Source organism: Desulfomonilaceae bacterium, assembly GCA_041662605.1.
Lineage (GTDB): Bacteria > Desulfobacterota > Desulfomonilia > Desulfomonilales > Desulfomonilaceae > CAJBEZ01.
Map to the genome: position 1 here is coordinate 1 of JBAZSD010000012.1, position 21,941 is coordinate 21,941.

A 21,941-nucleotide genomic window follows, 5' to 3' on the forward strand; every position below is an offset into this window, starting at 1 on the left:
TGGTTCGCAAACTCGTTGAGCTTCACGGCGGCCGCATCTGGGTTGAGAGCGAGGGCGAGGGGATGGGCTCCACGTTCAAATTCATCTTTCCGTTTATCCAGGCTCAAACAGATATAGACGCTCGACTCGGGCCGGAGTTGATAAGTTTGCCTTCCCTGGCTCTACCGGATGTCTCAGGTGAAGAAAAAGACCGTCCCAAAGTTATTGTCGTAGAAGATAACGCATCCAACATGAAATTTACTACAGATTTGCTGGAAGCGGCCCATTACGAAACCATACAGGCGTTTTCCGCTGAGGAAGCGATAAAAAAGGCGGAGACGGAAAACCCGGCTCTTATTCTAATGGACCTCTCTCTTCCCGGTATGGATGGGCTGACAGCCACCAAAGCTCTAAAACGTAATCCTGCCACAGCTCATATACCCGTAGTGGCTCTAACCGCCCACGCAATGAAGAATATCGAAGAAAGGGCCATGGAAGCCGGCTGTGACGCATATATACTCAAACCAATTGATACGACGATGTTTTACCTAACTTTGAAGGATATGATAGTGAGATAATCTAATCAAGACATTAAACAAGTCCAAAATAGATACAATCCACCTGACTTTTCATACGTAAACACCAATAAACACAGTTGTAAAATGTTAAATGCTCAATAAATTCCGTGACCCTGTTAGTGGACTGACACATCTCGCTGCGGCCGTAGGCGCTGCGTGCGGTGCAGTGATCCTCCTGCTCATCGCGCACGACGACACTACCAAGGCAGTTTCGCTGACAATCTACGGCCTTAGTCTGGTTTTGATGTTCGCTGCGAGCGCTACCTATCACCTGGTCAAAGCTCCTCCCGAAGTAATCAAAGTTCTTAGAAAGGTTGATCACTCAGCCATCTATCTCTTGATTGCCGGTAGCTACACTCCTATTTGTGTCCACTTCTTACGGGGCTTCTGGCAATGGGGGTTCCTCGAGATTATCTGGGGCATGGCGCTTATCGGCGTTGCAATCAAAATCTTCATTATAAATGCGCCCCGCTGGCTCACGGCAGGGATTTACCTGCTTATGGGTTGGATGTCTATCCTCGCCATTCCGGAGATGGCAGTGGCTATGCCGGTGTCTGCGTTGATTTGGCTTGTTATCGGTGGGCTCTTCTTTACGCTGGGAGCAGTGGTCTATATCAGAAAGAAGCCTGATTTCTATCCCGACGTTTTCGGCTTTCATGAATTATGGCATATTTTTGTAATTCTCGGTTGCGCATGTCACTTCATTGTCATAGCGACTTTTATAGCGCCGAGTTCCTGAGCCGCGCTATAATCTTTTATTTAATAGCTACAAAAATGGGTATACCATTGCTCCCAATCCATCGTACTGGTGATACCTCAAAATTTCCAGCATTCAAATTTATGCCGTGCGGTTCTCAAAGGACGCTATTATTGCACACCCAGGGCGAACTCTACCGCCGCCTCCGAATGTATCTGGACAGTGTCGAAAATTGGCGCTCGAACATCCTTCTGTTTGATTAACAACGGAATCTCGGTGCACCCTAGTATCACACCTTCGGCCCCTTCCTCTTCCAGTAATCGGTGAATGATTCGGATGAATTCATTTCTTGATGTCTTGATGATTTTCCCAGCGCACAATTCATCGAAAATGACCGTGTTAATGTATTCTCGTTCGGTCTTATTGGGTATAACAACTCTAAGTCCGTATTGTCCCTCCAAACGGTCCCGGTAAAAACGTTGCTCCATTGTATATGCCGTGCCCAGTAAGGCGACAGTTTTTAATCCTTTTTCAATTATTTTATTGGCGGTAGCGTCGGCGAGGCGGAGAACGGGGATGGTGACATGAGCCTCGATGTGGTCTGCCGATACGTTCATAGTATTGGAGGCTATCACGATAAAATCGGCTCCACCTCGTTCAAGTCTTTGAGCCGCATCGATCATAGTTTTAATCAAGGGTTCCCAGTTCCCGCGTTCTGCCAGACGTTCATCCTTGGAAAAAACCCCGAACGGAATGGAAAACATTAATATCTTGGCGGAATTCAATCCGCCAAGCAGGTCTCTGACCATTTCGTTCATTAATCGGTAGTATTCTATTGATGAAACCCAGCTTATTCCACCTATAATGCCGATTGTCTTCATCTGGGGTCTTTCTGAAGAAACATTATTCGTCTAAAAGCATGGGACAGTTGAGAGTGATTTTTAAGAGCAAGCCGCATGATCAAGCTGCCGTCCTGTGTTTGGGTAGGTAACCGCAGTAAACTTCATTAGGAGTTCTTCTGTCAAGGTAATGCTTGTTGCCGAAGTTGACGAACTCAGTGACAGAAGTTAAACTTTCATTGGTCGGATGTCGCACTATATCAGCTATATTCGGACCGATGCTTGGAGGGACTGCTGAAAGGCAATCTGGACAGACTTTTAGCTGCCAAAAAACCATGAAGTCAGGGAGGAAACGCAATGAAAGTAGTAGCGTTCAATGGAAGCGCCCGGAAAGATGGCAACACAGCCATTGCTATTGGACAAGTGTTTAGAGGGCTCGAAGAGGAAGGGATCGCCACTGAAATGATACAGCTTGCAGGCCGTCAGATCCGCGGTTGTCTGGCGTGTTACAAGTGCTGGGAGAAGAAAGACAAACGGTGCATAAACGACAAGGATGATATTAACGCTTTTATCTCAAAAATGATCGAGGCCGATGGCATCATCTTCGCTTCTCCAACATATTTCAGCGACGTCTCGGCTGAAATAAAGGCCATGATAGATAGGTGCGGGATGGTTTCCAGAGCAAACGACCACATTTATAAACGTAAAGTTGGCGCAGCCATAGCGGTTCATCGTCGTGGCGGGGCAATTCACGCCCTGGATACTCTCAATCATTTCTTCCTTGGCAATAATATGATTATGCCGGGATCAAGCTACTGGGCATTCGCTGTAGGCAGGGAAATTGGTCAAGTGGAACAGGATGAAGAAGGGATGCAAACAATGAAAGACCTGGGTCAAAACATGGCTTGGCTGATGAAAAAACTCAACTCCTAAACAAGGTCTGGCCGGAAAATTCACAGGAAAGGTCTCTCGAAATGACAACGAAAACTAAAATGACGATTGCCGGCATCATGATCGTGGCGATTTTCCTCCTGGGCCTCTACGTATATTTCAATCTTCCGTCAGTCCAGCAAAAAATCAGCCATGCCACGTCTGAGGCTATCGGACTCGATCGTACCATAACTCTTTATACCAATGACGGGAAGCCCATTAAGTCGTGGAAAGGTCGAGTTCAGGTAGAGTTGGCCGGTGGGGCAGCCCGATTCATCACGGGCCACAAAACCGTCATAATATCCGGCACGTACATTATAGAGGAGAATTGATCCCCAACTAAAATCAAGCCCCTATTCTTTTGACCGTTTTATGTGGAAACCTGGATTTAACATAGGCTTCCGCTTCAGATTCCGGGATAACGTAAATAGTCTCCTTTTTCGAGCGCATTTTCTTGACCGTGCGATCCAGATATTTCTTCGTGTCGGATAGATATTCGCCGATGTTTTTCTTTCCTGCAGGACATACGGCAACACATCTGTCGCATCTCGTCTGCGGACAAATCGAAAGATTTTGCCACATTGAAATAGTCTCCGCATCAGTCATCCGTCGACGATACTCTTTGAAGGATTGACTGTCTGTCAGATATCTGACCCAGTCCACAAACCCTGCAGAGCGCTCCCGATAGTTGTGTGTAAAACAAGGCTTGAAGTCGAAAGCTCCGTCCGACTTAACAGCCCCGACAGGGCAAGCAGCGACACAGAGTTTGCATCCAATGCAAGGATCATATTCAATGCCGCTACTGTAGCTAGAAAAATCGGCCGCTACCAGAACAGTACACAAGACAATGTTGGAACCAAAAATCGGATGCAACACGAGCCTGTTGAGTCCCATCCTCCCAAGCCCGGCTTCTACGGCAATAGGTTTGTCTGATGCGATTGAGGTTACCCCGGGCCAACGATCAACCTCATAAGGGAAACCGGCGGACAAGTTCAGAGCCGGAACTCCCATTTCCTGAAGGCGCTGGACCAACAGCCCAGCAGAGCGATTAGCATGGTCCCAGACATGATGAAATTCCAGGCTGGTTAAAGAATGGCAAGTTGTACGTAATGGTTCCTTGTTGAGTTTAAAAGCGAGGCTGATGATTGACTTTGTTAGGGGAAACGCTTCTAGTATCGCCTCCTTCTGGGTTGCCAATCCAGCTCTATCGATCTCCACAAATCCAGCGTCGACCGCTCCATTTGTCAAACACCAATCGTGAATTTCTTCAGAATTCAGTGTGGTGTCGGTTTTTGGCGTAGATGAGTCGCCAGCTTCTTTATAAAACCATATTACGTCAGGGTGATTTTTTCTAACCACGTGTTGTCCTCCTCTAAAATTTCCGACCGGATGCCATGTCGCCCTTTAATGTCAAGCAAGTGCTGCTAACTTTGGCGACCAGGGACTGATGGGTATCTGATATTTCGCATTCAGCCATGCCAACTGTTTTGCCCCGCTTGACAATTCTTGCGACTGCCACAAGTTTTCCGGTCCAGAAGGGCTTGAGAAAATTGATTTTGAGTTCCAGTGTGGTGAATGATTCGCCTTTTTCAAGAGTGGTCGCATATACAGCTCCCATAGACAAATCGGCCAGATCGCAAAGCACTCCCCCATGTAATGTCCCCATGGGGTTGGCGTGTTGAGGACCAGCTTCGAACTCCATCGTCACTTCCCCATATTTCATTGAAACCAGGGAGAAACCCAGAAGGTCGGCTATCGGCGCTGGAGGCATGGTTCCAGGCGCAAAACTATTCTCACGGTTCCGCGATTTTTCATTATTGTTGGTAGCATTCATTTTCTTCTCCTTTTATATATGTATATGCATGCAACAGGGCAAAAAAATATTACTTCCGCCTAATCGAACCAACGGATTCCAATACCGAAATCCAGTTGTCTGAACCAATTTTGGAGACTATCTCGGCCTGCGCAGCTTTCCACAAAGGATACGCTTGATTCAATCCTTCGTGTCCTCTAGGCGTAAGGGATATTTTCCGTGTACGAAGATCGGAACCTGGCTCCATCTCCACCAGTCCTTTCTTTTGCAAAAGTCCAACGTTTCGGCTCAAGGTAGTTTGATCCATCCCAACAGCCTCAGATAAGCGCTTGAGATTAGTTGGCCCCATAACTCTTATGGCAGTCAAAAGTGTCAACTGTGTCACCCTGAGCCCAGTCGATCTGAGTTCTTTGTCATAAAATTGTGTCACATATCGTGTGGCTTTCCGCAAATTGAAACAAACACAGACCCGCCCCATCTCTCGTGCGAGATCGATGTCTATATGGTTGTCGCGCTCTTGTTGATCGTCTTGTTTCATCTGTGACTTCATCCAAAAAGAATCAGTTCCAAGCGATCGGGTAGTAGTTACCAATAATATGTATATACATCTAAATGTCTGCTGTCAAACATAGAACTGCGCCACGGGAAATATGAGCCCCCATAATTGCAGTCACCCGACCATTCCCTAAAGCGAGCGACGTAATTATGTTAATTGAACACGGGTTTGTGATTATTCAACAACCGAAGAACTGATTTTGTCAGTCTTGTTTCGACCCTTAAAAGCCATAGATTCAGCGGAGGAATATCCGAATGAACACAAGCTTTGGCGTTTTTCTTGTCACCGTCACAGTAATACTGGTTTGTCCTTTGTTTATAGCTACCGATCCGGTCAAAGCGCTCGATAAAGGACTAGACAAAAAGAGTTCGGAATTATCAAAACAAGAAATGATATCGGCGAGGTCAATGGCCCAAAATGGCTCCAGAAAAATGATGGATGGCGCGAAGATGTTGCAGGAATCGATGAACGTAATGAAACAAAGCAAGGACAAGGCTACGGCCACGGCAATGACGAACATAGCGATACAAATGATGGCTGAAGGCGAAAAGATGGTGACTGAGGCGCAGGAACTGGCTCAGAAGAACCCATCGATTAAGGGTCAACTGAAACCAATTATCAACAGTTGCGTAAAAATGATGGGTGGCTGCCAACTAATGCGCGAAGGAGCGGGCATGATGCTTGATAATGAACATGATCGCTCCTGGGCTGAAGAAACTGTCGCAAAAGGTCGCAAACGCGCTAATGAAGCGGCTCGAAAAATTGAACAGGGAGGGAGCCGGGAACGTGACCGCTAATCCCTGTTTAACATTCGGTCAGCAAAATCAGGAGCGCGGTTGACAGACGTGGCTTCACTTTATTGCGCCTTGCGGAGTATGGAAGAAAAACCCCGATACTATGACTATCCTAATTCAAAGCTTGTCACCCCATACCATTTGTGCAACGGCAGAGACGGCTCTTCTCCATTATACATTCTCGTAGTCCGAAATACCTCCGTCATTCCATAGCTTTGAGCAAGCGCTACAGAGTCGAAATTTTTTGCAGGCGTGTCCAGAAAGACATGAACGCCTATTCTTAAGTCTCTCGTGAGAGCATTAAATAAGGACTGCGCCAGGTCTTTATTGTCTGCGAACAGGGGTCCGATTTTGAAGCCTTCTCGGCATTCTCTTATGACACCGTACGCTGAAAGTTTACTGTCGGCCATAACGCCCAAAGCCCATGCGTTGGGGCGGGTTATCCAGCATTTGAGGAAATCATCTCTTCTGAACGAAAACACCTCATAATCATAAGCAGTCACGATGTCCCATGGAATATCCGCGAGCCTGACAATTTCAGGATTTACGCCCAATTGTTTGTCCTTGATCCACTTGAAACGAAAGTTAATATAAGCAGGTTTGAACTCCGGCTTCTTATGAGAAACAAGATCCGGCCTAACACTGTCTAGTCCTACGTTACGGTTTTCCAGGTATTTCAGACCTGCTTCCCACAACTGAGAGCCATAGCCTCTGTTGCGGAATTCGGGATTTACGATGTAAAAGCCCATAAATCCGTAGGTCTGTTCATACCTGACAGCGGAAACCATTGCTACAGGCTCATTATTTAACAATCCCAGCAGAAAACCATCCGGATCTGCAGCGTAGAAACACTCAGCATCATGATTCCCAGGATTCCACCCTTCTGTTCGAGTCCAGTCAATGGCTAAGTCAATTTCGTCCCGATTCATTCGGCGTATGGAGAAGTTGGCGTTGTTCATATCAGTACTCCTGCTTGTCAGGATCAAGTTGGTTTCAGCTACGGCAATTCACAAAAAACTTTTCGGAAAAATCGAATCCATTTCTAGGCGCCCTACGGACATAATGGGGAACCCGGACTGCTCAAGTCGTGATTGACAGAAACTCTGACGCATTGCGACAAAGAAGGCCCGTGAGAAAATCCTCAGCTAGATGGAGCGTGTCCAGTCGTTGGATTTCCCTGTCCCAAGCGTAAGGGATATTCGGAAAGTCCGTTCCGAACATGACGCGATCCGCTCGGAGGTCCGATAGACATGGAGGGACTAGATTGGGCAAATAGTCAGCGAGCGCCATAGCGGTGTCAACCCAGAGGTTGTCGTAACATTCCAACAATCTCCGATACTGATCGAATTCATCTGCGCCGAGGTGGGGTACACAAATCCGGAGGTCCGGGTAGTTTTTCAACACACATTCCAATTTGTTGACGTCGCACGTTTCATAGGGATCACGTTTATAAGAATAATTCGGGTTTTTGGGCTCTCGGCCAACGTGCATGATCAGAGCTTTGTTGTGATCAGAACATGACTTATATATTTCGTGCATTGCAGGGTCGTCCATGGCGAAACACTGGACATGGGCGTGGAGCTTGATCCCAACAAGCCCCATCCCAAACGCTTCTTCCATGATGGCTATAGCGTCACTTTCTCCGGGGAAGACCGTGGCCACGCCTATGACCTGCGGATATTGTCCGCATAGCTCCGCCATATAAAGGTTCAAATATCGGGCCATCTCCGGTCTGTGAGCGTAGTGCAGGCCCAGAATACGATCTATTCCCCTGGATGAAAGGAATTCAATTATTTGAGGGGAAGTTAATTTGTAACGGATAGGCCAGGCGAACTCATCGAACCAGCGCCAAATGGCTTGAAAAACCGGATCAGGAAATAGATGCACGTGTGCGTCCGTGACCGTTGAAAAACGGTCCGGCAATCTCTTGCCTTCAGAATCATCTAACGCAAGCCAATTACTCATGTACGCTCTAAGTGGCCGATACCTTTCATGGCAATAGGTCAGAGGCGATCGCCTCGGGACACGTCTGAATCCCCGAAACTAATGATATCCCGAGGGCTGGGAATTGGGCTTAACGCCGGTTCAATCGGTCCCGTAGACTTTCAAAAGATCTGTGGACGCTTCCGGCGATACGACTTTGACATTGGCCTCAATTCCCTCAAGGTGTTGAGTGACCATTTTTGCGCTGATTCCCGGAACGCCGTATACCGTAAACAGAACATTATGTGTTGAATGTGTGATCCTGGTTCTTTTATCCGGACCATAAATCAGGCTTGATATGATCCCCATCGAATCCTTGATTATCATGTCATTTGGTTTTACTATCTGATCCTGCCCGTTTAATCTTGTATAATGTTCATCGTCTCTTGCAACATCGAGCGTGACTGGGGCCTTAACCAAATCAAAGTCATGGCCGGCTGTCAGCAGTGAATTCCTCAATTCTTCTATAAACATACATTCCACGAGGGCTGAAACCGCGGGGATAGGTTTACCTTTAAAAATTACCGATTCAAGTTGTTGTAGCACGTGATAGGTTTTGTCAAATCGACTGTAATAGTTCCGGTAGGCTCGAACCGGTTCCAGCAATTTCAACTCACTGCGGTCTGTGAATAGGGCCCTTAAATCTGCCTCCAGTTCCCGTTTCACTAAATCGAGCTTGGGATGTTGAGTAGGATTACAAACGTTTTTCATTACCAGGATCCCTAAATGAGCGCCTGGATAGGTTTGCTTCCAGTTGCTGGTTACAGTGAACATTTTTCCCTCATCCTGTGTATGCTGTTTGCAATAGTTTAATCATTGAGCCACAGCGACGGTATTCCCCGTTGCGCTGGATCCCTCTTAGCTCCTGAAGCCTGGGTCAACGTCGGCCCGTTTTCCGGAAAGATCATCTGAGACACAATTCTCAAACGTGAAACAAAACCGACATCCATAACCGATTCCTTGTGATTCCAGCCAAATACGACCATGGCCGGCTTCAAGGATTCGCTTGAGCATTGCCAATCCAATGCCCGTTCCCTCCGAATTCTCATCCAGCTTTGCAAACAGCCCGAAGATTTTGGAGAGATTTTTGGGGTCCACACCGATCCCGTTATCCTCAACAAAGAAAACAACTTCTTCGCCATCGTTTCTGAAGCCTATCTTTATTCGCGGCTCAGACTGGGGTCCCATATACTTTACGGCATTCTCTATAAGATTCTGGAGAATAGTAAGTAATTTGTCCCTAGAAGCGCAAACTTTTGGGAAACCATTTTGGATGTCAATCTTCACATTGCTCTGAGTTATTTTACCGGCCAGGAGTTCTAAAGCTTCCCAAACAATTTCTTCGAAGCTCATTTCCTGGGGTTCGTCCTGCAAGTTTGCAACTCTTGAAAGTTTTAACAGGTCGGTTGTAAGCCTTTCCATACGGTCAGCGGAACGTAAAATGGCAGACATATTTTCTTCAAGTCTTTTAAAGTTAGCATTTTTCGCGTCACGCTCTATCCACTTGAGAAGCCCCTTGATCGTGAGTATAGGCCCTCTGAGATCGTGCGAAACAGCGTAGCTGAACACCTCCAGATCCGCATTTTTTGCTTCCAGTTGGGCTATTAATTTCTCTCTTTCAATCTCAACATCTTTCTTGTCGGTCACATCCTGAATCATGGCCATCTTCGCAATTGAACCATCCGGGTAATAAATCGGAGTATTAATGATGTAGTAGTAATGATTGTCTTTGGGGCTCCTGATTTCCCAACGGACTGTTTCACCCTTCAGAACCCTGTCATTCACACACCAGTCGCAAACATGGTCCAATCCGTGTAACGCGTTGAAACATTTTTGCCCTATGGGATTGTAACCGGTGCGCTCGACAAGTTTGTCGTTCACATACTCCACCTGGTAATTCGAAGAGCACACATAAATAAAACCGTCAAAAGCTCTGATAATGGCTTCGAGTTTCGCGGAATTTTCAAAGCAAACTCGCGCCTCAGTTCGTAACTGTTTTTGAAGGGACCGCAGGTGGTCAAGCTCTTGACGCATAAAAGCGATCTGCCAGTTCAAACTCTCCAGGCTTGTATCAATAAAACTCATTAGAAACTCCGATAAATAAAATCCGGCCAACAATGAGAACAGGCGGGTCTGCGTCAACGGACCACTATTTTCTGCGGATTCCGGTTAATCTATTCTCCTTTTAAATAACGCGGAGGCCCATGCGATGTAAATAACCGCCATTATAAAAATTGGAATTACCTGAGGCCAAAGTGTCTCCCATCCGGTTCCTTTCAGGAATACGCCTCTCAAAATTGTGATGAAATATCTGACAGGGTTTAAATAAGTAACGTACTGAATCACAGAAGGCATATTTTCAATGGGGAAAGCGTACCCTGAAAGCAAGATTGAAGGCTGAAGAAACATGAATGATGTAAGAACCGCCTGTTGTTGGGTCTTGCAAAACGCGGATATCGTCATACCAATTGCTGACGCAGTGATCAGAAACAAGAAAAACGACCCAAAAAAGAACCAGATCGATCCCCTAAACGGAATATCATAAATGATCAACGCGAGGGGTGTCACAATGAGTAACGTGACCAGTTCAATCAAAAAACAGGGTGAGGTTTTCCCGAGAATAAGCTCCAACCTTGAAATAGGAGCGACCATAAGCTGTTCTATCGTACCGATTTCTCTCTCTCTTACGATCACGGATGACGTTAATATTATAGCCAGAGTCAAGAGTATCAAGGCCACGACTCCAGGGACAAAAAAATCCTTGGAATTAAGATTAGGATTAAACCAGGCGCGCGATGCGTTCGAGAATTCAGGAATGATGAGCCTCGGCGTGGTGGAGTCATAAAGCAACCCTTGCATACTGTTAATTCGTGACGCCAATATGTCATCGGAGAATCTCTGAATTATGGACTGAGCGTAACCTGAGACGGTGCCGGCCGTTATCGTATCGACACCATCAACAAGAATCCCCACCTCGGCTTTGCGTCTTCCCTGCACACGCTTCTCGAAATCCGGAGGGATGAGAATAGCCAGTGAAGCCTGGTTTCTCTCGAAGAACCGATCTGCTGAGTCATAACTGTTCAAATATTTGACAATTTTAAAATACCCTGACTTGGCGAACCCTTCCACGAGGTCACGACTCATGGCGGAATGGTCCAGATCTACTACGACAGTAGCGACGTTATTCACATCCAGTCTACTCGCTGACCCAAAAATTACCAACTGGATGACCGGCGCAAGTAGCAACATCATAAGATTCTGTCTGTTCCGGACAATTTGAATGAATTCCTTCCAGATCAGCCATCGGATCCTTTGAAGGCTCTCTGATACTTTACGTTTCAGTGAGTTCTGCCAGGTAGTGATACCGGTAGGAATATCCCCTTTATTTGGGCCACTCCCAGGAGTCGGTCCCGAGCGATAGGATAATTTTGGGGTTCCGTCGATCATAAGGTATATTTGCCAAGTTTTCTTGCGACTAATGTTGTGACAAACAGGGCAAAGACCACTAGAGCAAGGGTGGGCCAGATTATGGCGTCCCAACCCACTCCCTTCAAATAAACAGCCCTGAGCACGGTTATGTAGTGCCTGGCAGGAATAATGTAGGTAAAATATTGGAGCGATTCAGGCATATTAGAAATTGGGAAAACAAACCCGGACAATAAAAAGGTGGGAAGGACAGTTCCCAGTAGAGCCAACTGAGTGGCGAAAAACTGATTGGAAGCTACGGCCGAAACCAGGAAGCCGATAGACATGGCGCCTATAAGGAAAACGCTGGAAACCCCAAACATGATGAGCAAACTCCCACGGAACGGAACTTGGAAAACGTATCTGCCCATGATGTAAACCAGCAGCAGGTCTACATAGCCAAGCGTAAAATATGGAATCAACTTACCCACAACCAATTCGCCGGGTTTAAGCGGCGTTGACATCAGTTGTTCCATTGTTCCGGTTTCCCGCTCTCTAACTATGGTGAGCGATGTCAAGAGAGCGGAGATGATCATCATTATAACGGGGATCAAGCCAGGAATTATGTTATTACGGCTTCGGAGTTCCGGGTTGTAAACAATGCGAATTCTTGGGTCGATAGGCGCTCTGACCCTGCTCTGAACCGCCTGTTTTGTCAGCGATTCCATTTTCAGATCACCTTCGAAAGTTGCGCTTATGGTGTCCAGGTAAACAATCGCCAGGTTTGCTCTGGTGGAGTCGGAACCGTCCACAATCGCCTGAATCTGGGTGGAAGAGCCATTTTTTAGATGATGACTGAAATCAAATGGAATTATGACCCCCACACTAATCATGTTCCGATCAAGATCCCTAACTATTTCCGGGTAGTTGTCCGTTTGGACAACCAGTCTAAAATAGCCGGAACTGGTCATTCTATCTATGAAATCACGAGATTCCGGACTTCGGTTTTGATCCCAGACGGCAATCGGAATATCGTCAACATCCAGTGACAGGGCATAACCGAAAAGGATCATGAGCATGACGGGTATGCCGAGCGCCAGGTAAAGAGAACGGCTATCCCGCATAATCTGCCGGGTTTCTTTCTTTGCTACAGCCAGAGTCCGAACTATATTCATTTGTTACAAAAGTCCTGGTTACAGACTTGGTCTGATAAACGAATTTGTCGCCTCCAGCTCCTAGAAATCATTATTTTGTAACCGGCGTTGTCAAGGTTACAAATACGTCTTCCAGGCTAGGAGTGACTTTCTCCAATCTGAGGACATCAATGCCGTTGTCAGACATGATTCTTCTGGTTGTTTCCTCAGCCCCAGTTGGGTCTCCCGTGACTAGGTGAAGGGAACTTCCAAAAATTGCCGCTTCGGAAAAGATCTTCTCTTTCTTTAGCAATTCGGAGGCTCTCATTGGTTGATCGCATTCAAGGTCGATTACAGATTCAGACATCCAGTTTTTTTTAAGATCAGAAGGAGTTCCCAGAGCTACGATTTTCCCTGCGCTCATCAAAGCGAGCCTGTTACAGTACTCAGCCTCCTCCATGTAGTGTGTGGTCACAAAAATCGTCACTCCTTGTGACGCCAGATCGTTAATCAACTCCCAAAAATTCCTACGGGACAGAGGATCAACGCCGGAAGTCGGCTCATCGAGAAATAACACCGGGGGTTCATGAAGAATGGCGCAACCCAGGGCAAGCCTCTGTTTCCATCCTAAAGGCAAAGACCTTGTCAGAATATCCAATTTATCTTGAAGCCCTGCCATCTGGAGTACCCATTCCCCACGTTTCCTTTTGGTCTCTTCATCCAGTCCGTAGACACCCCCGAAAAAATCCAGGTTTTCTGAGACAGTCAAGTCCTCATAGAGAGAAAATTTCTGTGACATGTATCCAATGTGTTTCTTGATTTCTTCACTTTCAGTAGAAACATCATATCCAGTGACCATTCCTTGACCGGACGATGGAGTGAGAAGTCCGCACAGTATCTTTATGGTAGTCGTCTTTCCCGCCCCGTTAGGCCCCAGGAAACCAAATATTTCGCCCGGTCGGACCTCGAATGTAACGTGATCGACCGCTACAAAACTTCCGAAGACCCGGGTCAGGTCCTTGGCGAAGACGGCTATTTCGTTCATCTTTTAACCAGAAAGCGCTCAAGAAAATGCGCAAATAATATCACGGTGGATTTCCCTTCCCGGTCAAAACCGACAAAAACACGTCTTCCATGGCTGGAGCGATCCGCCGAAAGGACTTGACTTCGATTCCCGCTTTTTCGAGAGCTTCTTTAGCATACACTTCGTCTGACACATTAGAGAGCCTTACATGAAGACTGTCCCCGAACAAACTTACATCCAAAATCCTTGGATCTGTCTTCAAAATGTCTCGAGCGACACGGGAATCCGAAGGGATGATTTCTATCATGTGACCCTGGACCGTTTCCTTGAGTTCCTTGGGGGTCCCCAACTCCATTATTGATCCTTCGCGCATAAAAGCCGTTCTTGTCGTCCGTTCAGCTTCATCCAAATAAGCGGTTGAAACAAGAATCGTTATCCCCTCCTGCAAAAGGTCGTAGAGGATCTTCCAAAAATCTCTCCTGGAGACTGGATCGACTCCATTAGTCGGCTCATCCAGAAGAAGAACTCGCGGGGAATGGATAAGAGCGCATGCCAGCCCCAACTTTTGTTTCATTCCTCCAGAAAGAGCGCCGGCCAATCTGCCTGAAAACGGAGCCAATCGGCTGAAACTGAAAAGCGTTTCGATTCTTCCTGGTCGATCCTTTTTAGGGACTCCAAATAAGTCAGCGTAAAACAGCAAGTTTTCCAAAACGGTTAGATCCTGGTAAAGACCGAATCTCTGGGGCATATAGGCGAGATGTTCTTTCACCCGGTCGGGATTGTCCCTAACGGAAATTCCGTCAATGTAGGCTGAACCGGAGGTCGGAGCGAGAATACCTGCAAGCATGCGGATAGTGGTGGTTTTGCCGGCTCCGTCGGGTCCTATCAAACCGAAAAGTTCACCCTTGTTCACCCGCAAATTCATGTTTTGAACAGCTTTTACAGGCCCAAAATTCTTACACAGTCCTTCTGTAAGTATAATTGGAGTCTCTGATTGTTCTTGTTGGGATCCAGGCAATACCACTTAGTTCTTCTCATCATCACGAACAGTGTCTACAAGAATGTATCCTTCAGCGGGCATGCCGATTTTTAGCTCCTGTTCAGGATTGGGTATCGTTATTTTTACACGATAAACCTGCTTGACTCGTTCCTCCCGGGTCTGGACATTTTTTGGCGTAAATTCAGCGCGCGACGATATGAAAGTCACAGCGCCTACATAAATTTTACCTGGAAACGAATCAGTAGTTATATTTGCTTTTTGTCCCAGTTTTACCAACCCTAGATCTTTTTCTCCGATATATCCCTTTAACCAGACCGAATCGATTTCGGCTATCGTCGCTACTGTCGCGCCCGGCAGAACTACTTCCCCCAATTCGTTAGCCTTAACTAAAACAGCTCCGGACACCGGTGACTTTAATGTGGAGTGCTCGATGTCCAATTCAATTCTTACCAGATCGAATTTTGCTTTTTCCAAACGGCCTCTAGCCGCAACGATTTCCTGTTCGCGAGGTCCCTTCTCAAGCTCCGCAAGCCGTTGGGCCGCATTATTGAATTCCTCCTCAGCCACATTGAAAGCTGTCTGCTTTGTATCGAACATGGAGGCCGATATGGCGCCTTCTCTAAACAGAGGGTAATAACGCTCATATTCATCTCTGGCGTTCTTGAGCCTACTATCCGCCGCTTTGGAAACAGCCCGGGCAGCCTCAATATCTTCTTTTCTCGAACCCTCTTCCAGTTGATCCAGGACGGCGGTTAAAGCCGCGACATCACCCTTTGCTGAGCCTCGCATTGCTTCAAGTGTGTCTGTGTCCAGAGTCGAAATAATCTGGTCCTTTTTGACTCGGTCTCCTTCTTCAATTGGAAGGGTCTTTATTTGACCGGCAAGCCGAAATGAAACGTCAACCTCTGTAGCCTCAATATTTCCGCTGACAAAGACGGTCCCTGCCGGCGCCGTTCGGTTTTTCAGGTAGTGGATCACATAAGTAGCTGTGGCCCCGATTACGCAAACTATTATTGCTGGAATCCCTATTTTTTTTATCAAAATGCCTCAAACACCGAGATACATACTCATAAGATCGTAGTTTTGTTTTAAATCCTGAACGTTTCCATTGTAAACTATTGTCCCCTTGTCGATCACATACACTCTTTCACTCAGGTCAAGAGCAAAGAGCGCATTCTGTTCCGTCAAAAGGATCGTCAAATTTTCGGACTTTAGTGTCTTAATAACGTCTCTGAGCAAGTTTACCACAATCGGGGCTAGTCCCATTGTAAGTTCATCAAGCAACAGAAGTTCCGGTTCCCCCATAAGAGTACGGGCGATTGTGAGCATTTGCTGTTCACCCCCACTCAGCGTTCCTCCGATTCTATGTGTAAGTTCCTTGAGTCTGGGGAAGAGGTGAAAAATTTTGTCGAGCGTTGCGGCAACGTGTTTTGAAGTCTTTTTACGACAACCTAGTTCCAGATTGTCTCTAACGGTAAGATCGCTGAAGATCAGGCGGTTTTCCGGGACATAACCGATCCCCATTCTTACTATCTCATGTGTTTTCTTTCCTTTTAGCTCGGCGCCTTTGAACTTGATGTTGCCAGATCTGGGTTTATTCAGTCCCACAATACTACTGAGAGTAGTAGTTTTTCCCGCTCCGTTTCTTCCCAGGAGGCAAACAACCTCACCTTTTTCAATTTTGATGGAAACATCAAAAATGGCGTGGAAAATGCCATAAAATGTGTTGATATTGTTGACTTCCAGAAACATCAGCCCTCGCCTAGATATATATCGCGAACCCTTTTGTCGTTCCGGATCTCCTCCGGAGAGCCCGAAGCGATTACACGCCCGAAATTCATTACAGTAATGTGAGAAGACACGGCGAAAACCATATCCATCTTGTGCTCGGTAAATAGGACAGTGACGTTGGTGTCGCGATTAATTTTTCTAATCAGCTCGAATGTGCCGCTAGTTTCGTTTGTAGACATTCCGCAGGTGGGTTCGTCCAGAAGTATCAATTCAGGTCTGGTCGCCAAAACTATTCCCACCTCGAGACGCTTCATGTCGCCGGCCGATAAAGTTCCAGCGAGTTCGTCGGCTTTATCAAGAAGATCAACCTGAGATAGAACCGTTTGTGTCTCAGTCCGGGCAAGTTCTGTGGCTGGAGAAAATAGGTTGAGTCCCTTACCTTGCTGTAAGAGTGTCGTAGCTTGAATGTTTTCGTAGACCGTGAGCTTAGGGAATATTTTTGTAACCTGAAAAGATCGGGCCATGCCGAGCCTAACCAACTGGTCAGGATGCAGACCGGTTACGTCCTTGCCTTTGAAGAGGACTTGTCCACCGTCACAGTGATCGAATCCCGTAATGAGATTAAAAAGAGTGGTTTTCCCAGCCCCGTTAGGACCGATGATACTGAAAATGCGGCCCTGTTCCACGCTCAAGTCTACCCCGCCTACGGCGGCGACCCCACCAAAAGATTTTCGGATACCTTTAACTTCAAGAATTGTCATCTATGCTTTTCCCTTCCAAAGGGAGACAAGAGCTTTTCCTGAATCAGCCCACCGACACCTTGAGGAAAGAACAGCACGATCATGATTAGAGTAACTCCCAAGAACATGCCCCAGTATTGAGTGTAGGAACTCAGGAAACTGTTCAGAAGAACTATGATCGCTGCGCCGAGCGCAGGGCCTAGAAATAAATGCATTCCGCCTAGCAACCCCATAAGGATGACGTCTCCGGAAGCTGTCCAGAAAAAAAGATCCGGTGATAATGACGTCTCAAAGAGAGTAAATAAAGCTCCCGCAATACCAGAGAAAAAAGCGGAAATTACGAACGCTATGAGCTTGTATTTGTTTACATTTACTCCAATAAACTCAGATCGTTCGGAATTTTCACGGATTGTGCGCAACATCAGCCCGAAAGGAGATCTGGTGATGCGCCACAAGATGTAAATACATGGCAGTATGACTATCAAAGCGAAGAAATAATAATTTACATAGGTATCAAGAGTTGAGATCAAATCGGGAACCTTAATTCCCTGTATCCCATCATCACCAAAGGTAAAACTGCGCCACTTGTAGACGAGTATATAAAGAAGCTGCGAGAAGGATAGTGTCAGTGTAGCAAAATAAAACACCCCCTGTATTCGAACACTAAAATATCCCATTACAAGACCAACCAGCGCCGCTGCGAAGGGAGCGGCCAAGAAGGCGACGGCTGTAGGGCAATGGGTCTTAACAAGAAGCAGCCCACACGTGTACGCGCCAACCCCAAAAAAAGCGGCATGCCCGAAAGACATCATGCCACCATAACCCAGAACCAAATTGAAACTTATGGCAAAAAGAGCCCAGATCATAACCTTGATAATCACGTACAGATAAAATTGGGAGACATTTGCCGCTACAAATGGGACGGCGACAAGGAAAAGAATCACAGTCGATATCAAGGATGTTTTCCAGGCGTTGTTCACCCTCATAAATACTTCCTTACCTACCTGCCTGATTTGCCCAAAAGGCCCGACGGTCTAAAAATTATTATCAGAGCCGCCAAAGCAAAAAGAAAAGCCATGGCGTATTTTTCCAGAACCAATATCCCGAAAGCATATGTTTGGCCGGTGATTAGCGCAGCTAAAAGGGCTCCCCAGACATTTCCCAAGCCACCTATTATTACGACAAGAAAACATTCAATAATGATCAGAATGTCCATACCGAGCGCAAGCCTTATCGTAGGCGCCATGACTACCCCTGCTAGCCCGGCTAACGCTGTGGCCACCATGAAGACTACGGTAAACAGGGTGGACACGTTGTAACCCAGCAAGCCAACCATATCGCCCTGTTCCGCAGCAGCCCTGAGAAGCTTCCCTACTTTGGCGTATTTCAGAATTAGCCACATTGCCAAAGCCACAATAAGCCCCGTTATTATTATGAAAAAATAATAAACCGGGAATTCCTGCCCCAAAAACAATACAGATCCCGTAAGCTGAGGGGGCATTCTAACAATCCTCATATCCGTTCCCCATATTAATTTTACGGAATCGTTGAAAACAAAAACCAATGCGTAAGTAAGAAGGATCTGCAGGAGATGTTCCTTTTCATAAATTCTTCGCAACAGGAGCCATTCTACAATTCCACCGACAATGCTTACGATGACTGGAACAGTAATAAGAGCAATCCAGAAACCGTAGGGTCCCGCCATGAAAAACTGCGTCACGGAATAAGCTAAATAAGCGGACAGCATATAAAATGAGCCGTGAGCGAAATTAATTACCCGCATGACCCCAAAAACGAGCGTAAGGCCCGAGGCCATCAGGAACAGGATCATGCCATGACATAAGCCGCTTATGAACTGAGCAACGAACATTGACGCATCTAAATGCATAACCTACCTGTGTTAAACAACGTGCCCGAAGCGAATTACCGCCCCTCATTATGAGCGGCCACTGTTCAAGAAAACATTAATTGGAGTTAGCGCCCAACAGAAGATGACATTCCAGCGGCCCTGATCCGCGGCGACCGCCGGAATGTTGCTATAACTATCTTAAAGAGTATTTACTTTTCCTTTTTTCTCTCTTTCTCGATCTCTTCGCAGGAAGGCATGGTTTTCTCCGGTGATGTAGCTACCACGTTCTTGATCACCGGGAATGGAAACCCCTCAACCTGTTCGACCTTTCCCCAGAAAGCGGGAGTAGCGGCCTGATGATCGCACGCCCTCATCACGATTTTACCGATAGGTGTGTCGATGGACAAACCTTCCATCGCTGAAACCACGTTTTCAGTGTCGGTAGTCCCTGCCTTGAGGATTGCGTCGGTAAGGAACTTTGCGCAGCAGTAGCCGGCGAATACTCCAATACCTGACGGGTACTTATCAGGAGAGCCAAGTTTGGTGGTATATTCGAGGTATTTTGCGACGAAACTCTTATTCTCGGGAGTGTTGGGATAATACCACAAATAATTGGAACCGCCGAAAATTCCCGTAGGCATATCGCTTTTTAGTATCATCGGGATGATGGAATCGGCAAAAGCAAAAGCAAACAGCGGGAATTTCTCGGTCAGTCCAAAAAGCTTCGCTTGCTTGCTAAAAGGGAGTAGACCCGAAGCCCCAAAGGCCACATATACGGCATCAGGTTTTGCCCCTGCTAAAGCGGTCATATAGGGGCTATAATCTGTTTCACCGACTTTGGGCCATGCCTCACCTATCTTTTCCACGTCAGGTCTGTTCTTTTTAAGGCCTTTCCAGAAATTGTCCGCTATGGAATGGCCATATTCGTAATCCTCACCAATGATATACCATTTTTTGAAAGGCATGGTGGCCGCATATTCGCCTCCTGCCAGCCCTTCAATGTCGGCGCTCGGACACCCTCTAAATACGTATCTGTGACCTTTTTCCCCAGTTATTCGATCAGAGCGGGAAATATGAATAATAAAAAGTTTTTTCTTCTGTTTAGCATATTCAGACACAGCAAGGGCGGAGGCGCTGTTGGTAGTTCCAGCCAGAAAATCCACGTTATCTTTCAAAACCAGTTCTCGGGCGTAAGAAAGCGCTTCATCCGGTTTGAACTTATCATCTCTGATGACCAGCTCAATCTTTCGTCCGTTTAGTCCGCCTTTGGCGTTGAATTCATCAATCACCATTTTCCACGCGGTAAGAGCAGGCTTTGTAAACGCTGCGGCTCCTCCGGTATAGCAGTCGATCATACCTATTTTGATTGGTTTTTCCGCGAGTGAAGGCGAAGCCGTCATAGTGAAAAGTATAACAGCCGCTAGACCCAAAACGAGCATGACTGATCTGAACCTTTTGTTGAACAGCATCTTTCTCCTCCTTGTATGTGAGTTTCACTTGAAAAACGGTTGCTTCAAAAGATAACCCTATGAAGCGCCCTTGGCGCTCCGGACTTACAAAGTTCTTCCAGTCAAATTTATTGGTTCGTCATGAACCTGGACACAAGCTGCACCGTGTGCAAGACATCTATGTTGTCGTCTGCGGACATATTGCCGGTCAATGTTAGCCGACACCCCGGACAACCTGTCGCTACAATATTAGCGCCGGTAGCTTTTATATTGTTGGTTTTTCTGGATGTGACACCGGACGAGATATCGACGTTTTCGAACTGGTATGATCCAGCGCCACCACAGCACTCATTTGAGCCCTCCATCTCGACAAACTTGATTCCATCGATGCCGCTCAATATCGTCCTTGGTTCCAGCGTTACTCCCATTCCTCTGACGAGGTGGCAGGGATCGTGGTAGGTTACTACCAATTGCTGGTCAGTGGTATTGCGTAGAATTGGCAATTCTTCGATACGTTCAGAAACAATTTGAGAAACATCTTTAACTTTATTTGCGACTCTTTTTGCTTTCTCCGTATCCAAGCCTAGATCTTCCAGCAATTCCGGTATTCCCTTTTTCAAGGCTGCCCCGCAAGTAGCGCAATCCACAACGATAGCGTCAGCGTCAACTCCATCAAGAATATCCAGGTTTTTAAAAATATTAGGCAGTGACGATTCCACCGCGCCGCTGAGGAACAATGGGGCGGAGCAGCAGACTAGACCCCTGGGAATTATGACCTCCAACCCTAGTTGGGACAAAACTCGCAGTACCGCGTCTCCAACATCATGGTAAATCAGGTCCGTAGCGCAACCGGTGAAATAAACGACGCTTCCTGACCTCTTCCTTGCAGGCGTGATGTTTTCCTTATTTTTGTTTCGGAATGTCTCTTTTGCTATTCTCGGAAACCTTGCCAGGGGTATGGCGCCGATTTTGGCGTCAGTTCGAAACACATCAACAAGAAGTCTTTGTCCTATTCGAGATAATAAAGCGGCTTTACGCAGTCTATCTCCGTTTTTAAGGATAGAGATCAAAAGTTTCTTGCCCAGTGTTTTTGGGGCGCGGTGGTCCATTTCAACACGCATAAGCCTGAACAGCCGGTCAATCCGAACTCCGCTTGGACAAAGCGAAGCGCATGCGTCACAAAGCATGCAACTCATTATCAGTCGACTTAATTCAGGGGTTAACTCGAGGTCTCTTTCGAGATAATGTTTGATTATTTGAACTCGTCCCCTTGGGGTATAATATTCCCGGCGCATAACCTTGAAGGTTGGGCACACCTGCTGGCACATCCCGCATTTGAAGCAGTGGTCCAGGTCGTCTTTAAGATTCTGCGGAAACAAAGATCTCCTGCCTTTTACATTATCGGACGCCGGGTTTTTTGTGAGAGCAAAATGAATGTTGGC

At 46.7% G+C, this 21,941-nt stretch carries 24 protein-coding genes; 5 read left to right on the plus strand and 19 right to left on the minus strand.

The annotated features are described in order from the left end of the window. Positions 1-557: response regulator (locus WC647_10910; GenBank protein MFA6222809.1), on the plus strand; the 557-nt coding region annotated here is incomplete at its 5' end. A 91-nt stretch (positions 558-648) separates the two neighbouring features. Then, the gene (locus WC647_10915; protein MFA6222810.1) at positions 649-1,296 is read left to right on the plus strand and encodes a hemolysin III family protein; all 648 of its coding nucleotides are present in this window, start codon (positions 649-651) and stop codon (positions 1,294-1,296) included. A gap of 128 nt (positions 1,297-1,424) precedes the next feature. Here the strand turns inward: WC647_10915 and WC647_10920 are convergent, their stop codons facing one another. Then, complete coding sequence (locus WC647_10920; GenBank protein ID MFA6222811.1) at positions 1,425-2,135, minus strand: aspartate/glutamate racemase family protein; 711 nt, start codon at positions 2,133-2,135, stop codon at positions 1,425-1,427. Positions 2,136-2,450: 315 nt separating this feature from the next. On the opposite strand from WC647_10920, the gene WC647_10925 reads away from it, so the two are divergent. Together WC647_10925 and WC647_10930 are read left to right on the plus strand one after the other, a co-directional pair. After that, positions 2,451-3,026, plus strand: coding sequence for a flavodoxin family protein (locus WC647_10925; protein ID MFA6222812.1), 576 nt, complete (start codon positions 2,451-2,453; stop codon positions 3,024-3,026). A 41-nt stretch (positions 3,027-3,067) separates the two neighbouring features. Continuing rightward, entirely contained in the window at positions 3,068-3,355 is a 288-nt protein-coding gene (locus WC647_10930) for a hypothetical protein (GenBank protein ID MFA6222813.1), read from the plus strand. 13 nt (positions 3,356-3,368) lie between these two features. Here the strand turns inward: WC647_10930 and WC647_10935 are convergent, their stop codons facing one another. The 3 genes from WC647_10935 to WC647_10945 are packed head-to-tail and all read right to left on the minus strand — an operon-like array spanning position 3,369 to position 5,374. Beyond that, positions 3,369-4,382, minus strand: coding sequence for a 4Fe-4S dicluster domain-containing protein (locus WC647_10935; protein MFA6222814.1), 1,014 nt, complete (start codon positions 4,380-4,382; stop codon positions 3,369-3,371). 13 nt (positions 4,383-4,395) lie between these two features. Then, positions 4,396-4,857, minus strand: coding sequence for a PaaI family thioesterase (locus WC647_10940; GenBank protein MFA6222815.1), 462 nt, complete (start codon positions 4,855-4,857; stop codon positions 4,396-4,398). Positions 4,858-4,906: 49 nt separating this feature from the next. After that, entirely contained in the window at positions 4,907-5,374 is a 468-nt protein-coding gene (locus WC647_10945) for a MarR family winged helix-turn-helix transcriptional regulator (protein MFA6222816.1), read from the minus strand. Between the two features lie 272 nt (positions 5,375-5,646). Between WC647_10945 and WC647_10950 the strand changes: the two genes are divergently transcribed. After that, positions 5,647-6,189: a hypothetical protein gene (locus tag WC647_10950; protein ID MFA6222817.1), complete on the plus strand. Its 543-nt coding sequence runs from the start codon at positions 5,647-5,649 to the stop codon at positions 6,187-6,189. Positions 6,190-6,293: 104 nt separating this feature from the next. Here WC647_10950 and WC647_10955 read toward each other — a convergent pair whose 3' ends face one another. From WC647_10955 to WC647_11025, 15 genes are all read right to left on the minus strand, one after another. Next, positions 6,294-7,145: a GNAT family N-acetyltransferase gene (locus WC647_10955; protein ID MFA6222818.1), complete on the minus strand. Its 852-nt coding sequence runs from the start codon at positions 7,143-7,145 to the stop codon at positions 6,294-6,296. Between the two features lie 121 nt (positions 7,146-7,266). Continuing rightward, on the minus strand, positions 7,267-8,151 hold the full coding sequence (locus WC647_10960) for an amidohydrolase family protein (protein ID MFA6222819.1): 885 nt from the start codon (positions 8,149-8,151) through the stop codon (positions 7,267-7,269). A gap of 120 nt (positions 8,152-8,271) precedes the next feature. After that, on the minus strand, positions 8,272-8,943 hold the full coding sequence (locus WC647_10965) for a phenylalanine--tRNA ligase beta subunit-related protein (GenBank protein MFA6222820.1): 672 nt from the start codon (positions 8,941-8,943) through the stop codon (positions 8,272-8,274). An 84-nt stretch (positions 8,944-9,027) separates the two neighbouring features. After that, positions 9,028-10,254 (minus strand): PAS domain-containing sensor histidine kinase, encoded by a 1,227-nt coding sequence (locus WC647_10970; GenBank protein MFA6222821.1) that lies wholly within the window; start codon positions 10,252-10,254, stop codon positions 9,028-9,030. Positions 10,255-10,338: 84 nt separating this feature from the next. Next, positions 10,339-11,616, minus strand: coding sequence for an ABC transporter permease (locus tag WC647_10975; GenBank protein ID MFA6222822.1), 1,278 nt, complete (start codon positions 11,614-11,616; stop codon positions 10,339-10,341). Then, positions 11,613-12,749, minus strand: coding sequence for an ABC transporter permease (locus WC647_10980; protein MFA6222823.1), 1,137 nt, complete (start codon positions 12,747-12,749; stop codon positions 11,613-11,615). The genes WC647_10975 and WC647_10980 overlap by 4 nt, the downstream gene beginning before the upstream one ends. A gap of 70 nt (positions 12,750-12,819) precedes the next feature. After that, positions 12,820-13,752 (minus strand): ABC transporter ATP-binding protein, encoded by a 933-nt coding sequence (locus tag WC647_10985; protein ID MFA6222824.1) that lies wholly within the window; start codon positions 13,750-13,752, stop codon positions 12,820-12,822. 40 nt (positions 13,753-13,792) lie between these two features. Next, positions 13,793-14,755, minus strand: coding sequence for an ABC transporter ATP-binding protein (locus tag WC647_10990; protein MFA6222825.1), 963 nt, complete (start codon positions 14,753-14,755; stop codon positions 13,793-13,795). Further along, a complete protein-coding gene (locus tag WC647_10995) occupies positions 14,756-15,772 on the minus strand; it encodes an efflux RND transporter periplasmic adaptor subunit (GenBank protein MFA6222826.1) in 1,017 nt (338 codons plus the stop codon). 6 nt (positions 15,773-15,778) lie between these two features. After that, on the minus strand, positions 15,779-16,483 hold the full coding sequence (locus WC647_11000; protein ID MFA6222827.1) for an ABC transporter ATP-binding protein: 705 nt from the start codon (positions 16,481-16,483) through the stop codon (positions 15,779-15,781). After that, positions 16,483-17,223, minus strand: a complete 741-nt coding sequence (locus tag WC647_11005; protein MFA6222828.1) for an ABC transporter ATP-binding protein — start codon at positions 17,221-17,223, stop codon at positions 16,483-16,485. Before WC647_11005 ends, WC647_11000 begins: the two co-directional genes overlap by 1 nt. Next, complete coding sequence (locus WC647_11010; GenBank protein ID MFA6222829.1) at positions 17,220-18,188, minus strand: branched-chain amino acid ABC transporter permease; 969 nt, start codon at positions 18,186-18,188, stop codon at positions 17,220-17,222. Before WC647_11010 ends, WC647_11005 begins: the two co-directional genes overlap by 4 nt. 14 nt (positions 18,189-18,202) lie before the next feature. Further along, the gene (locus WC647_11015; protein MFA6222830.1) at positions 18,203-19,072 is read right to left on the minus strand and encodes a branched-chain amino acid ABC transporter permease; all 870 of its coding nucleotides are present in this window, start codon (positions 19,070-19,072) and stop codon (positions 18,203-18,205) included. Positions 19,073-19,260: 188 nt separating this feature from the next. Next, the gene (locus WC647_11020) at positions 19,261-20,520 is read right to left on the minus strand and encodes an ABC transporter substrate-binding protein (protein ID MFA6222831.1); all 1,260 of its coding nucleotides are present in this window, start codon (positions 20,518-20,520) and stop codon (positions 19,261-19,263) included. 107 nt (positions 20,521-20,627) lie between these two features. Then, positions 20,628-21,878 (minus strand): (Fe-S)-binding protein, encoded by a 1,251-nt coding sequence (locus tag WC647_11025; GenBank protein MFA6222832.1) that lies wholly within the window; start codon positions 21,876-21,878, stop codon positions 20,628-20,630. Positions 21,879-21,941: the final 63 nt, after the last annotated feature.

Excerpts from the sequence above, each read along its gene's own strand:
- WC647_10955 (MFA6222818.1), bottom strand. The coding sequence starts at position 7,145 with ATGAACAACGCCAACTTCTCCATACGCCGAATGAATCGGGACGAAATT.
- WC647_11000 (MFA6222827.1), bottom strand. The coding sequence starts at position 16,483 with ATGTTTCTGGAAGTCAACAATATCAACACATTTTATGGCATTTTCCAC.
- WC647_10950 (MFA6222817.1), top strand. The coding sequence starts at position 5,647 with ATGAACACAAGCTTTGGCGTTTTTCTTGTCACCGTCACAGTAATACTG.
- WC647_10965 (MFA6222820.1), bottom strand. The coding sequence starts at position 8,943 with ATGTTCACTGTAACCAGCAACTGGAAGCAAACCTATCCAGGCGCTCAT.
- WC647_10925 (MFA6222812.1), top strand. The coding sequence starts at position 2,451 with ATGAAAGTAGTAGCGTTCAATGGAAGCGCCCGGAAAGATGGCAACACA.
- WC647_10930 (MFA6222813.1), top strand. The coding sequence starts at position 3,068 with ATGACAACGAAAACTAAAATGACGATTGCCGGCATCATGATCGTGGCG.
- WC647_10945 (MFA6222816.1), bottom strand. The coding sequence starts at position 5,374 with ATGAAACAAGACGATCAACAAGAGCGCGACAACCATATAGACATCGAT.
- WC647_11010 (MFA6222829.1), bottom strand. The coding sequence starts at position 18,188 with ATGAGGGTGAACAACGCCTGGAAAACATCCTTGATATCGACTGTGATT.
- WC647_11005 (MFA6222828.1), bottom strand. The coding sequence starts at position 17,223 with ATGACAATTCTTGAAGTTAAAGGTATCCGAAAATCTTTTGGTGGGGTC.
- WC647_10975 (MFA6222822.1), bottom strand. The coding sequence starts at position 11,616 with ATGATCGACGGAACCCCAAAATTATCCTATCGCTCGGGACCGACTCCT.
- WC647_10915 (MFA6222810.1), top strand. The coding sequence starts at position 649 with ATGCTCAATAAATTCCGTGACCCTGTTAGTGGACTGACACATCTCGCT.
- WC647_11020 (MFA6222831.1), bottom strand. The coding sequence starts at position 20,520 with ATGCTGTTCAACAAAAGGTTCAGATCAGTCATGCTCGTTTTGGGTCTA.
- WC647_10980 (MFA6222823.1), bottom strand. The coding sequence starts at position 12,749 with ATGAATATAGTTCGGACTCTGGCTGTAGCAAAGAAAGAAACCCGGCAG.
- WC647_10985 (MFA6222824.1), bottom strand. The coding sequence starts at position 13,752 with ATGAACGAAATAGCCGTCTTCGCCAAGGACCTGACCCGGGTCTTCGGA.
- WC647_10940 (MFA6222815.1), bottom strand. The coding sequence starts at position 4,857 with ATGAATGCTACCAACAATAATGAAAAATCGCGGAACCGTGAGAATAGT.
- WC647_10960 (MFA6222819.1), bottom strand. The coding sequence starts at position 8,151 with ATGAGTAATTGGCTTGCGTTAGATGATTCTGAAGGCAAGAGATTGCCG.
- WC647_10970 (MFA6222821.1), bottom strand. The coding sequence starts at position 10,254 with ATGAGTTTTATTGATACAAGCCTGGAGAGTTTGAACTGGCAGATCGCT.
- WC647_10920 (MFA6222811.1), bottom strand. The coding sequence starts at position 2,135 with ATGAAGACAATCGGCATTATAGGTGGAATAAGCTGGGTTTCATCAATA.
- WC647_11015 (MFA6222830.1), bottom strand. The coding sequence starts at position 19,072 with ATGTTCGTTGCTCAGTTCATAAGCGGCTTATGTCATGGCATGATCCTG.